This is a genomic window from Pseudomonas libanensis, assembly GCF_001439685.1.
In the GTDB taxonomy this organism is placed as follows: Bacteria; Pseudomonadota; Gammaproteobacteria; order Pseudomonadales; family Pseudomonadaceae; genus Aquipseudomonas; species Aquipseudomonas libanensis.
In genome coordinates, this window is record NZ_JYLH01000009.1 from 39,266 (window position 1) to 51,410 (window position 12,145).

Here is a 12,145-nt window from a genome sequence, read left to right on the forward strand (position 1 = left end):
CCAGAAAACTGGAAGGATTAGATCAACGGCTCGTCAGGCTTCTTGTTCTTCCAGCCATCATTGCCCGGCAGCAGCAGGTTCAGACCAATCGCTACCACCGCACACAGGGCGATGCCCTTGAGGCCGAAGTCATCCGGGCCGGTGCCGGTGCCGACCAGCACACCGCCAATCCCGAACACCAGGGTCACCGACACAATCACCAGGTTGCGTGCTTCACCCAGGTCGATCCTGTGGCGAATCAGCGTGTTCATGCCCACTGCGGCAATCGAGCCGAACAGCAGGCACAGAATCCCGCCCATCACCGGTACCGGGATGCTCTGCAGCAGTGCGCCGAACTTGCCGATAAACGCCAGGCTGATGGCAAACACCGCCGCCCAGGTCATGATCTTCGGGTTGTAGTTCTTGGTCAGCATCACTGCGCCGGTCACTTCGGCGTAGGTGGTGTTCGGCGGGCCGCCAAACATCCCCGCTGCCGTGGTGGCAATGCCGTCACCCAGCAGCGTGCGGTGCAGGCCGGGCTTTTTCAGGTAATCGCGGCCGGTCACGCTGCCTACTGCAATCACACCGCCGATATGCTCGATCGCCGGGGCCAGAGCCACTGGGACGATGAACAGGATCGCCTGCCAGTTGAACTCCGGCGCGGTGAAGTGGGGCAGGGCGAACCAGGGCGCAGCGGCGATTTTTGCGGTGTCGACCACGCCAAAGTAGAACGACATGGCGAAACCCACCAGCACCCCGGAAATGATCGGCACCAGGCGGAAAATGCCCTTGCCGAACACCGCGACGATCAAGGTGGTGAACAGCGCCGGCATCGAGATCAGCATCGCCGTCTGGTAATGGATCAACTCGGCACCGTCGCCGGACTTGCCCATGGCCATATTGGCGGCAATCGGTGCCATGGCCAGGCCGATGGAAATAATCACCGGGCCGATCACCACTGGCGGCAACAGCCGGTCGATAAACCCGGTGCCCTTGACCTTCACGGCCAGGCCCAGGAACGTGTAGACGAAACCGGCCGCCATCACCCCGCCCATGGTTGCCGCCAGGCCGAACTGGCCCTTGGCGAGAATGATCGGGGTGATAAACGCGAAACTCGATGCCAGGAAGACCGGCACCTGCCGCCCGGTCACCACTTGGAACAGCAACGTGCCCAGGCCTGCGGTGAACAGTGCGACGTTTGGATCAAGACCTGTGATCAGCGGCATCAACACCAACGCGCCAAATGCTACGAAGAGCATCTGTGCGCCAGACAGGATCTGGCGCCAAAGCGGGTCGTTGAATTCATCCTGCATGCTCACGCGTCCTTCTGCTTGGTGCCGAAGATCTTGTCACCGGCATCGCCCAGGCCTGGGATGATGTAGCCGTGCTCGTTCAAGCGCTCATCGATGGACGCGGTATAGATCTGCACATCCGGGTGGGCTTTCTCGACGGCGGCGATACCTTCCGGCGCGGCTACCAGCACCATGGCGCGGATGTCCTTGCAGCCGGCCTTTTTCAGCAGGTCGATGGTCGCGACCATGGAGCTGCCGGTGGCGAGCATCGGGTCGATGATCATGGCCAGGCGTTCGTTGATTTCCGGGACGAGTTTTTCCAGGTAAGTGTGGGCCTGCAAGGTTTCTTCATTGCGGGCTACGCCCACGGCGCTGACCTTGGCGCCCGGGATCAGGCTGAGGACGCCTTCGAGCATGCCGATACCGGCGCGCAGGATCGGCACGACGGTAATTTTCTTACCGGCGATTTTCTCCACTTGTACGGGACCGGCCCAACCGGGGATCTCGTAGGTCTCCAGGGGTAAATCCTTGGTGGCTTCGTAAGTGAGCAGCGCTCCGACTTCCTGAGCAAGCTCACGGAAATTCTTCGTGCTAATGTCGGCACGGCGCATAAGGCCGAGTTTGTGTCGGATCAGCGGGTGGCGGATCTCGCGAGTGGGCATGGGAAAGGCTCCGGCGGCGGGCAAAAAAACCGGCCTAGATTAATCTATCCGAGGGTGTTGTCCTATAGACATCAAGTACGTTAGTCCATAAAGGCTTGATTGGAGCGCACGAGAAGCGTACCTTCGCCCGCTTTTCTTGCCACAGCACCCCTTGGAGAGCGCCATGTCTGCTGATCTCGAGCATATCCGTCAAATCATGCACGAGGCTGACTGCCTGTACACCGAAGCGCAAGTCGAAGCAGCGATCGCCAAGGTAGGCGAACACATCACCCGCGAAATGGCCGACACCAACCCGGTGGTCTTCTGCGTGATGAACGGTGGCCTGATCTTCGCCGGCAAATTGCTCACACACCTGCAATTCCCGTTGGAAGCTTCCTACCTGCACGCTACCCGCTATCGCAATGAAACCAGCGGCGGCGACCTATTCTGGAAGGCCAAGCCGGAAGTCTCGTTTATCGACCGCGATGTGCTGATCATCGATGACATTCTCGATGAAGGCCACACCCTGGGCGCGATCATCGATTTCTGCAAACACGCCGGCGCGCGTAAAGTGCATACCGCCGTACTGATCGACAAAGACCACGACCGCAAGGCCCGCCCTGAGTTGAAAGCCGACTTCGTCGGGTTGCCCTGCATCGACCGTTACATTTTCGGTTATGGCATGGACTACAAGGGCTACTGGCGTAACGCCAATGGCATTTTTGCCGTTAAAGGAATGTAAATGATGGCCCGCTTTCTTGATCAGACCCTGTTTGCTGAGTTGGCCGAGAAAGCGGCCGCTAATCCCCGTGGCCGTCAGAACGTCAACTTTCATGAGATGCAAGAGCCTTGTCATCGCATGGCAGTTGGCTTGCAGCCCAACACTTATGTGCAGCCTCATCGCCACCTGACCGCTGATAAAGCTGAAACCCTGCTGGTACTCAAAGGTCGCCTGGGCATCCTGATTTTCAGCGACACGGGCGAGGTGTTGAGCAAGCGTGTACTTCAGGCTGGAGGAGAGTGCCAGGGTGTTGACCTGTCGCCAGGCGTGTTCCATGGCCTGGTGGTGCTTGAGCCGGACAGCGTGATGTTTGAATGCAAGGCTGGCCCTTACCGTCCGGTTGGCGAAGGCGAACTGGCCACCTGGGCGCCCCGTGAAGGCGAGGCGGGTATGGCTGAGTATCATCGCTGGATGCTTGCCCAGTTCGATTAATCCACTGAGATCCAAATGTGGGAGGGGCGTTGCTTTCTCACCGCTTCCGAAGCCTGCGTGCCGCAGGTAGACTTCAAGCCCCGTGTAAATGTCTGCAGGCTGGAGTCGGTAATGCGCAAAGATAAGAAACAGGTGATTGGTGACGAGATCGGTGACGAGCAGATCAAGTTGTTCCTGGACTTCGAGCCGGTTGATGCGACGTCGCCGTCCCTGCACAAACTGATCAAGGCCTATCGCGGCCTGCGTATCGACGACTTCGAACGGTTCCTGGGCTTTTTCAAAGAAGCAGGCTGGGACCTGGATGGCAAGGACGAGCACGGCCAGACCTTCGTCGACCTGATCAAGGACCAGCGCAACGCCGCCGAATACATCGAGCTGATCGACAAAGCCCGCGGCTGATTATCCGAGCCACAAAAAAACGCCCCGAGGGGGCGTTTTTTTTTTTGCGCTCGTTCCCACGCTCTGCGTGGGAATGCATCCTGCGACGCTCTGCGTCACGACCTCACGCGTAGCTTTCAGTCTCGTTGCTTTGCTCCACCAGTTCCAGGCTGATGTTGTTCTGCGTGTTGATCTTGCGATACAGCTCGGCATCGGTCTCCAGGATCTTTTCCCGAGCCGGGAAGATCTCGTGCAGCTTGGTCGCCCATTCACCGGCCGCTTTCTGCGGGAAGCAGCGCTCAATCAGTTCGAGCATGATCGACACGGTGACGGAGGCACCCGGAGACGCGCCCAACAGCGCCGCCAGTGAACCGTCCTTGGCCGCCACCAGCTCGGTGCCAAATTGCAGCACGCCGCCTTTCTTCGGGTCTTTCTTGATGATCTGCACCCGCTGGCCGGCCACTTCCAGGCGCCAGTCCTCGGCTTTCGCCTCAGGGTAGAAGCGGCGCAGGGATTCCAGACGCTGTTCCATGGACTGGCGTACTTCGCTGACCAGGTACTTGGTCAGGTCCATGTTGTCGCGGGCCACGGCCAGCATCGGGCCGATGTTACCGGCACGAATCGACATCGGCAGGTCAAGGAACGAGCCGTGCTTGAGGAACTTGGTGGTGAAGCCGGCGTATGGCCCGAACAACAGGGATTTCTTGCCGTCCACTACGCGGGTGTCCAGGTGTGGCACCGACATCGGCGGCGAACCCACGGCTGCCTGGCTATACACCTTGGCCTGATGTTGCTTGACCACTTCCGGGTTATCGCAACGCAGCCACTGGCCGCTGACCGGGAAACCACCGAAGCCTTTGCTTTCTTCGATGCCCGAGGCTTGCAGCAGCGGCAACGCCGCACCACCGGCGCCAAGGAACACGAACTTGGCGTCGACGTCACGGCTGTTGCCGCTGTTGACGTCCTTGATACTCACGGTCCAGCCGGCGCCGTTGCGCTTGAGGCCGGTGACGCGCTTGCAGTATTTGACCTGGGCGTCCGGCGAACTGGTCAGGTGGCCAAGCAACTGATTGGTCAGTGCGCCAAAGTTGACGTCCGTACCGTTCATCACGCGAGTGGCGGCGATTTTTTCGTCGAGCGGGCGGCCCGGCATCATCAGCGGCATCCACTCGGCCATTTCGCTGCGGTCTTCGGTGTAGTGCATATCCGAAAACGCGTGATGCTGGCTGAGGGTCTCAAAGCGCTTCTTGAGGAAGGACACGCCTTTGTCGCCCTGGACGAAACTCAGGTGCGGAACCGGGCTGATGAACGACTTGGAGGAGCCAAAAGTGCCCTTCTTGGTCAGGTACGCCCAGAATTGCTTCGATACCTCGAACTGGGTGTTGATGTGCACGGCTTTCTTGATGTCGATGGAGCCATCGGCGGCCTGCGGCGTGTAGTTCAGCTCACACAGCCCGGCGTGGCCGGTACCGGCGTTGTTCCACGGGTTGGAACTCTCCGCGGCACCCGAATCCATCAGCTCAACGACTTCCAGCTTGAGGCCGGGGTCGAGCTCCTTGAGCAGTACGGCCAGGGTGGCACTCATGATGCCGGCCCCTACCAGTACTACGTCGACTGCTTCGTTATGCGCCATTTAACGCGTCTCCAAAATCTGCAGCACCAAATTGACGGCATGGCTGCCAGGAGTGACGGGGCGGTTCACGTGTTGCCCCAGGTTACCCATGGCCAGGATCGCCATGTCCGTTTCGCAATTCTTTGCAACTTCAGCACACGCTTCCTGCCGGGCTAATCTGCCTATGAACGCATTCATGGGCGCCTGTGGCAATTCGACTTATGGTCAAAGCGTGCGATTCGTGCAACCAATCCGTAGCGGACAGGCTCAAGCTTCGGTTTTTGAAGAAGGCTCGATCCTGTGTAATTGGGCTGCCCCAGACGCTGATGGTGCTTGTACAAACGCCAAACTATTCATTTGCTCGCCACACTCTTGTGAAGTTGTGAAAACCCGTTTTTTCACGCTCTTTTGAAGACGTGAACCTCAAAAAAGGGCTGCCCAGCCTGGCACCTGGCCCGCAAACCTCTGCCGACATGCGGCAAAACGGGCAAACAACTCAAGTGGCCGAGCGCAATGGCAGCTCTGGCAGATTCGACAAAGACGGGTGGTTTGCAAAGGAAACAGCAAGCACGCCAGCTTCACTCGATCTGTGTGGGCGGCTCTCTGTGGGCGATTTTGGGGGCTAATGCCTGGGCATTAACGATGCTGCGAGGCCCGATCAGGAGACGTCCTTATAATCGGGGGGAGATTGTAGCGAAGAACGCCAAGGAAATGGGCGTGTTTTATGACTTTTATTAGCGCCTCGGTCAGGAGGCCAACACTTGCCGGTGCCGTGCGCGAAAAACCTGTGGGCTGACCCGGGCGCTGGCCGGCAGTGGGCGGTGCATCCAGCCCAGGTGAGTCTCTGTCACTTCGACCCAGCCTTCACCGACCGGCGGCAGGCTGCACTGCTTGAATGCCTGGCAATGGCCTTGGGCATCGAGCAGGGCGAAGTGGCGGTGACGGCTGTGTGACATGAACAGGGTCTTGAGAAGGCGCATGGCTGGGTACCTATTGCGTGACATGCTTGAAGGTTGCCAGTGTGGCATGACACTGGGGTGACGAATTTATGCGAATTTGTAATTTGCACCCTGCCTTCAGCCGCCGTTCAGGATCGCTGGTGAGTGGCGCGCGTGCACCGTTATACTGGCGGCCTGTCTGCACCTAGTCCTGGAGAAATGAGTATGTTGCAACGCCTGTTGTTCGGTTTGATCACTGTGACCAGTTTGACCCTGGTTGGCTGCGCCAACAGCCCGCAACAACTCAGCCCGCAACCTAAAGTCACTGCGCCATTGGCCGCGGTAGGCCATGGCCAGCCGGTGTCGGTGCGGGTGGTAGACGGTCGCCCGTCGCCTACCCTGGGTTCGCGTGGCGGCCTGTACCCGGAGACTGCGCTGATTTCGGTGACCGGCCAGGACGTGCTGCCCAAGTTGCAGGCCCAGGCTGAAGCCGCCGTGCGCTTGCTGGGCTTTACCCCGACCAACTCCCCAGGCGTGCCGCAACTGACCGTGACCCTGGCCGAGCTGAAATATCAGTCGCCCAAGGAAGGCCTGTATGTGACCGAAGCGTCCATCGGTGCGACCTTCAAGTCCGACGTCAGCGCCGGCACCCGTCGCTACAGCGGCCGCTACGCCGCCTCGCTCAACCAGCGCTTCGGGATGTCGCCCAACCAGGAAACCAACACCAAGTTGGTCAGCGATGTGCTCAGTGATGCCTTGACCCGCCTGTTCAAGGACCCAAGCATCGGCCAATTGCTCAGCGCCCAATAAGCTGTCCGCAAAAACCGGGCTCATCGCTGAGCCCGGTTTTTTTATGCCTGCGATTGGTCATGCCGCAGTATCGACATAAAAGTCCAGCACACTCACACCGGTAAGCAAATCCAACTCCGGCAGGTCGGCATGCTGGTGCCCGCCGAGGGCGCAATACACCAGCCAGTGGCGGTCCTGGACATTGAACGCGAGGCTGCCGATCAGCGCCTCTTGCTCATCGCTTTGGGCGATCAGATACAGTCGGTCCTGGTTTTGCGCATGCAACATGACAAGCTCCTCAAGCGTCGAAGGGCAACAGGGTGGCTTGTTAAGGTGACGTTCAGGTGACGCTGTAAATTACTGGATACATTAGCCGTCAACGGGGAGGGAGTATCAAAGGCGCAGGAGGCGACTATCGTTCAGCTTTGTATCTGGACTGATACCCGAACACTGATCCGCCGAGGTCTGCGATGGCGCTGCCTGCACTGTTCATCAATGCTGTTGCCCTATTGGTTGCCTGCTCGGGCGCCCTGGTGCTGTTCATCACCCGCCTGCACGCGCAACGCGCAATGGCCGACCTGGCCCTGCGCAGCGAAGAGCGCGCGATTGACCAGCCGATGCTTTTTTTGGACACGCGCACCGAACGGGCGCATCGCCAGGCTTACCGTGTGGGGTTCGCTGGTTTGGGATTGGCGCTGGCCCTGTCTTGGCTCAGCACCCACTTCTAATTCCACTGCAAAACCAAATGTGGGAGCGGGCTTGCCCGCGAAGGCGGTGTATCAGCCACTGAATCTTTAACTGAACCACCGCTATCGCAGGCAAGCCAGCTCCCACACTGGTCATGTACGGGCCGCAGAATCAGCGCCTGCCACATATCCCCTGTGGGCTCATTTATTACAGGGGGATCCCAGCCTTGACTCGGTATTGGTTGCGTACCGGCGTCGCATATTGCACCACCAGGTACGGGCGGTGTTCGGCCGGGCATTCGTTCAGGCGTCGCTCCCATTCCGCCTTGGCCTTGGCCAGCTCATCGGCCGGGAATACATCAGCGGCCTTGGGCACTTGCAGCTGCGGGTCGGCCTCACTCCACTGCGCGTACGCCAGGTAATGCACCGGGAACAGCCGGTAACCGCCGAGGATCTGTCGATCCATTTCCACTGCCAGCAGCTTGGTATCTTCGAAGCGCTCGGTGATCGGCGGCGCAAAATTCACATGCACCCGGCCTTTGTAGCCGGTGATGCCCAGGGCAATGCTCACATCGTCCTCACCCGGTGCCTTGCTGTAGGTGCCGGTGGTGGCGCGGATATACAGCTCGCGGGCCTTGGCGGCATCGCAAGGGTCGTACTCGTAGCTGATGGACACCGGCGTCAGGTTCAACGACTGGATGACCTCGGCAAACGGCTCGTCCTTGCGGCTGACGTGGAACATCTTGAGAATCGCCGATTCAGTGCGGTCATCGCCATCCTTGGCCCGGCCTTCGGCCTGGGCAATCCAGATCGACTGGCAGTCGTTGCGGATCGAATGGTTGATATAGGCCGACAGCAGGTTATAGGCCGCCATCTTCTCCTTTCGCCCGGTAATCGAGCGGTGCACGATGAAGCTCTTGTTCAAGCGCATCAGGTCGCTGACAAACGGCTTTTGCAGCAGGTTGTCACCGATGGCGATGCGTGGCGTCGGCAGGCCGGCGTGGTACACGGCATAGTTGACGAAGGCCGGGTCCATCACGATGTCGCGGTGGTTGGCCAAAAACAGATAGGCGGTGCCGGATTTGAGCTGTTCGACGCCGGTGTAGGTCACGCCGTCGGTCGCCCGGTCAATGGTGTGGTCGACGTAATACTCGACTTTGTCCTGCAGCGTGGCCACGGTGGTGACGCCGGCAAACTCGCGGCGCAATTTGCGCGCGATCATCGGCTTGAGCAGCCAGCCCAGGGCGCCGGCAAAGCGCGGGAAGCGGAAGTGGGTCAGGATGTCCAGAAAGGCCTTGTCATTGAACAGGCGCGCCAGCACTGCCGGGACTTCGCTGTCGTTGTAAGGTCGGATGGTATCGAATTCGCCCATCATGCTCTCTTGTTAGAAACGGCTAGGGTAAGTAAAGGAAATAGCAGGAGCGGCGTGAGTAAACTGGCTCAGCCGGAAATAGCCCTGTAAATAGACCGGCGATTATACGCACAAGTCACCTTGGAGACTGCGATGCTGGAAACTGCGCTGTACGATTGTCCTTATTGTGGCGAACCGGTCGAGACAACGGTGGATTTGTCTGGTGGTGACCAGACCTATATAGAAGACTGCCAAGTGTGTTGCCGGCCGATCACGTTCGACCTGCAAGTCCATGGTGACGAGTGGATGCTTGAAACCCGCAGCGAAAATGAATGACAGGTACGCCCATGCAGCGAATCTATGAACCGGAAAACCTGATGGAAGGCGAGCTGCTGCAACAGATGCTTGCCAGCGAAGGCATCGAGGCGCACCTGGTAGGTCGCCATTTGCTCGGTGGCACCGGCGAACTGCCGATCTTCGGCTTGCTTGGGCTGGAGGTCGACAATGACCAGGCTGCCAACGCCCGCGAGCTGATTACCGCCTATATCGGTGCGCAACCAGTGCCCGGCGACGAACCTGACAGCTTCCCCGACGTATTGGTCTGTTAGGCTGTCGGTCGGTTTACCCCAAGAGTCGTGTTGCCCCATGTGTGGACGTTATGCCCTGTTTCGCTGGAACCCTGCCTTTGCTGCCTTGCCCGGCTTCCCTGCCGACCAGCAGGCCCAGTGGAACATCTCTCCCAATGATTCGGTGCTGATCCAGCGCCTGAACGAAGGCCAGCTCACCCTGGCCCGTGCCCGTTGGGGCCTCACGCCGCCCTGGCTCACCGACCTTTCCCGCACCCCGGCCCACGCCCGCGCCGAAACCCTGGCCGAGCAACCGATGTTCCGCGAAGCCTTTCGCCAGCGCCGCTGCCTGCTGCCAGCCAACGGTTTCTACGAGTGGCGCGGCACCCAGCGCAAGCGTCCGTATTGGCTGACGCCGGGGGAGGGCTCCACACTGTTCTTTGCCGCGATCTGGGAAGCGTATCCGGTACAGGAACAGGTGTGGTTGAGTGCGGCGGTGGTCACCCAGGCGGCGCAGAGCCAGCGACGCCCGTTGATCCTGGATGCGGCGGGGCAGGCGGCGTGGCTCGACCCCGAGACGCCGCTGCATGTGTTGCAGGGCTTGCTGGCCGGTGAGCCCGCGGCATTACGCGAGCGCGTGCTGGCCAATATGGTCAATGATCCGAAGCTCAACGGGCCGGAGTGCCTGACCCCGGCTTGAACCGATGCCAGCCAGGTCATCTGCACCGTGGGATATGTCCGAAATTCAATGGTTAAATGTCTGATGTATCTGGCGCGGATACAAACGACCGCCTACGATACGCGCCATGTGTTCAGGGAGCGTGTTCATGAAGAAGTCGTTGGTTGTAAGTGGTTTGGTTGCAGCGATGCTGCTGGCGGGTTGTCAGTCGGTTAATACCACCAGCGGCGGCGCCGTTGGGGTAGAGCGCAAGCAGTACATGTTCAGCATGCTGTCGAGCCAGGAAGTCGACCAGATGTATGCCCAGTCCTACCAGCAGACCCTGGGTGAAGCCAGCGGCAAAGGGGTTCTGGACAAGACCAGCGCCAATGCCAAGCGCGTGCAGGCCATTGCCAAGCGCCTGATTGCCCAGGCACCCACCTTCCGTCCGGATGCGGCGCAATGGAACTGGGAAGTGAACCTGATCAAGAGCGACGAGATGAACGCCAACTGCGGGCCGGGCGGCAAGATCCTGGTGTACAGCGCGTTGATCGACAACCTCAAGCTCACCGATGACGAGTTGGCGGCGGTGATGGGCCATGAAATCGCCCACGCCTTGCGCGAACACGGGCGTGAAGCCATGTCCAAGGCCTATGGCATCGAGATGGCCAAGCAGGGCGCCGGGGCGATATTCGGTCTTGGCCAGGACAGCCTGGCATTGGCAGATACCGTGGCCAACTATGGCATGACCTTGCCCAACAGCCGCAGTAATGAGAACGAAGCGGACCTGATCGGCCTGGAGCTCTCGGCCCGTGCCGGCTACAACCCGAACGCGGCGATCACCTTGTGGAACAAAATGGCCAAGGCTTCCGAAGGTGCCCCACCGGAGTTCATGAGCACTCACCCGGCTTCCGACAGCCGCATCGCTTCGTTGCAGGCAGCGATTCCGAAGGTGATGCCGCTGTACCAGCAGGCCAAGAAGTCCTGATCGACGCCGTGTAGGAGCGAGCTTGCTCGCGAATGCGGTGTTTCAGTGACTCGTTCAGTGACTGACACCTCGCCTTCGCGGGCAAGCCCGCTCCCACAGGGTTCTGTGCCAGGCGCTGATTCTGAGTGCAACACCCGACCACTGTGGGAGCTGGCTTGCCTGCGATAACGCCAGTTCAGCAACAGATTCAGTGACTGATACGCCGCTATCGCGGGCAAGCCCGCTCCTCCCGTCCCTGATCGGTTTACAGCCAGCCACTGCTTTGCATGGCCTTGTACACTGCCACAATTGCCAGCACAAAGAACGCCGTAGCCGCCAATCGCCGAATCAAGGTCAACGGCAGTTTTTCCGCGGCAAAATTCCCCGCCAGAACCACCGGTACGTTGGCAATCAACATGCCCAGGGTGGTGCCGATAATCACCAGCCACAACTCCGGATATTGCGCTGCCAACATCACCGTGGCGATCTGGGTCTTGTCACCGATTTCGGCGAGGAAGAACGCAATCAATGTGGTCAGGAACGGCCCGAACTTGCGGGTGGTGCTGGCTTCGTCATCATCGAGTTTGTCCGGCACCAGGGTCCACAGCGCCGTGGCGCAGAAGCTCGCGGCAAGGATCCAGTGCAGCACCGCGTCCGAGAAGAAACTCCCGAACCAGGCCCCCACGGCACCGGCCGCCGCATGGTTGGCCAGGGTCGCAGCGACAATGCCGGCGATGATCGGCCAGGGTTTGCGAAAGCGTGCGGCAAGGATAAGCGCGAGCAGTTGCGTCTTGTCGCCGATTTCGGCCAAGGCAACGATTGCGGTAGGAACGAGCAGTGAATCCAGCATCAGGTAGCTTCCAGGGGCGGGTCGACACGGCTATGACACGTACAGCCTTCCCGCCCCGGGTAAGGTGTGCGTGTCATAGGTCTTGTCAAACCCCGGTCCGTCTGTGCGGACTCCTGGGTCGCATACGCCATGGTCTGCTGACCAAGTATGTTGACGTATGCCGGACGAGCATGGCGCTCGTGGGAGACTACTCCCCTAGGACGCAGCGGATTCTGCCTAGGCAAA

Annotated in this window: 16 protein-coding genes and 1 riboswitch; of the genes, 9 read left to right on the top strand and 7 right to left on the bottom strand. The window is 59.8% G+C overall.

Going from position 1 to position 12,145, the window contains the following annotated elements; translation table 11 throughout:
- Positions 1-17 precede the first annotated feature (17 nt).
- The gene (locus TU73_RS15355; RefSeq protein ID WP_057012941.1) at positions 18-1,292 is read right to left on the bottom strand and encodes a uracil-xanthine permease family protein; all 1,275 of its coding nucleotides are present in this window, start codon (positions 1,290-1,292) and stop codon (positions 18-20) included.
- Positions 1,293-1,294: 2 nt separating this feature from the next.
- On the bottom strand, positions 1,295-1,933 hold the full coding sequence (upp, locus tag TU73_RS15360) for a uracil phosphoribosyltransferase (RefSeq protein ID WP_017138223.1): 639 nt from the start codon (positions 1,931-1,933) through the stop codon (positions 1,295-1,297).
- 163 nt (positions 1,934-2,096) lie between these two features.
- Between upp and TU73_RS15365 the strand changes: the two genes are divergently transcribed.
- The 3 genes from TU73_RS15365 (at position 2,097) to TU73_RS15375 (ending at position 3,524) form a co-directional block, all read left to right on the top strand.
- Positions 2,097-2,654, top strand: coding sequence for a hypoxanthine-guanine phosphoribosyltransferase (locus TU73_RS15365; protein WP_046070938.1), 558 nt, complete (start codon positions 2,097-2,099; stop codon positions 2,652-2,654).
- 3 nt (positions 2,655-2,657) lie between these two features.
- Positions 2,658-3,125, top strand: coding sequence for a WbuC family cupin fold metalloprotein (locus tag TU73_RS15370; RefSeq protein WP_057013073.1), 468 nt, complete (start codon positions 2,658-2,660; stop codon positions 3,123-3,125).
- A 111-nt stretch (positions 3,126-3,236) separates the two neighbouring features.
- On the top strand, positions 3,237-3,524 hold the full coding sequence (locus TU73_RS15375; protein WP_057012942.1) for a PA4642 family protein: 288 nt from the start codon (positions 3,237-3,239) through the stop codon (positions 3,522-3,524).
- Positions 3,525-3,627: 103 nt separating this feature from the next.
- Here the strand turns inward: TU73_RS15375 and mqo are convergent, their stop codons facing one another.
- Positions 3,628-5,136, bottom strand: a complete 1,509-nt coding sequence (mqo, locus tag TU73_RS15380; protein ID WP_057012943.1) for a malate dehydrogenase (quinone) — start codon at positions 5,134-5,136, stop codon at positions 3,628-3,630.
- A 725-nt stretch (positions 5,137-5,861) separates the two neighbouring features.
- A complete protein-coding gene (locus tag TU73_RS15385) occupies positions 5,862-6,095 on the bottom strand; it encodes a hypothetical protein (protein ID WP_057012944.1) in 234 nt (77 codons plus the stop codon).
- Between the two features lie 183 nt (positions 6,096-6,278).
- Here TU73_RS15385 and TU73_RS15390 point away from each other — a divergent pair, with 183 nt between their 5' ends.
- Positions 6,279-6,863 (top strand): YajG family lipoprotein, encoded by a 585-nt coding sequence (locus tag TU73_RS15390; RefSeq protein ID WP_043050774.1) that lies wholly within the window; start codon positions 6,279-6,281, stop codon positions 6,861-6,863.
- A gap of 57 nt (positions 6,864-6,920) precedes the next feature.
- Here TU73_RS15390 and TU73_RS15395 read toward each other — a convergent pair whose 3' ends face one another.
- Complete coding sequence (locus TU73_RS15395; RefSeq protein ID WP_043050775.1) at positions 6,921-7,130, bottom strand: hypothetical protein; 210 nt, start codon at positions 7,128-7,130, stop codon at positions 6,921-6,923.
- A gap of 182 nt (positions 7,131-7,312) precedes the next feature.
- On the opposite strand from TU73_RS15395, the gene TU73_RS15400 reads away from it, so the two are divergent.
- Positions 7,313-7,570, top strand: coding sequence for a hypothetical protein (locus TU73_RS15400; RefSeq protein ID WP_057012945.1), 258 nt, complete (start codon positions 7,313-7,315; stop codon positions 7,568-7,570).
- A gap of 166 nt (positions 7,571-7,736) precedes the next feature.
- On the opposite strand, the gene TU73_RS15405 is transcribed toward TU73_RS15400, so the two are convergent.
- Positions 7,737-8,900, bottom strand: a complete 1,164-nt coding sequence (locus TU73_RS15405) for a 1-acyl-sn-glycerol-3-phosphate acyltransferase (RefSeq protein WP_173668892.1) — start codon at positions 8,898-8,900, stop codon at positions 7,737-7,739.
- 132 nt (positions 8,901-9,032) lie between these two features.
- On the opposite strand from TU73_RS15405, the gene TU73_RS15410 reads away from it, so the two are divergent.
- From TU73_RS15410 to TU73_RS15425, 4 genes are all read left to right on the top strand, one after another.
- A complete protein-coding gene (locus tag TU73_RS15410; protein WP_057012947.1) occupies positions 9,033-9,215 on the top strand; it encodes a CPXCG motif-containing cysteine-rich protein in 183 nt (60 codons plus the stop codon).
- A gap of 11 nt (positions 9,216-9,226) precedes the next feature.
- On the top strand, positions 9,227-9,487 hold the full coding sequence (locus tag TU73_RS15415) for a putative signal transducing protein (RefSeq protein WP_056845501.1): 261 nt from the start codon (positions 9,227-9,229) through the stop codon (positions 9,485-9,487).
- Between the two features lie 37 nt (positions 9,488-9,524).
- On the top strand, positions 9,525-10,145 hold the full coding sequence (locus TU73_RS15420; RefSeq protein WP_057012948.1) for an SOS response-associated peptidase: 621 nt from the start codon (positions 9,525-9,527) through the stop codon (positions 10,143-10,145).
- Between the two features lie 127 nt (positions 10,146-10,272).
- On the top strand, positions 10,273-11,091 hold the full coding sequence (locus tag TU73_RS15425) for a M48 family metallopeptidase (protein WP_043050781.1): 819 nt from the start codon (positions 10,273-10,275) through the stop codon (positions 11,089-11,091).
- 244 nt (positions 11,092-11,335) lie between these two features.
- Here TU73_RS15425 and TU73_RS15430 read toward each other — a convergent pair whose 3' ends face one another.
- Positions 11,336-11,920: a TMEM165/GDT1 family protein gene (locus TU73_RS15430; protein ID WP_057012949.1), complete on the bottom strand. Its 585-nt coding sequence runs from the start codon at positions 11,918-11,920 to the stop codon at positions 11,336-11,338.
- 87 nt (positions 11,921-12,007) lie between these two features.
- A riboswitch (yybP-ykoY riboswitch) is annotated at positions 12,008-12,129 on the bottom strand.
- Positions 12,130-12,145 lie beyond the last annotated feature (16 nt).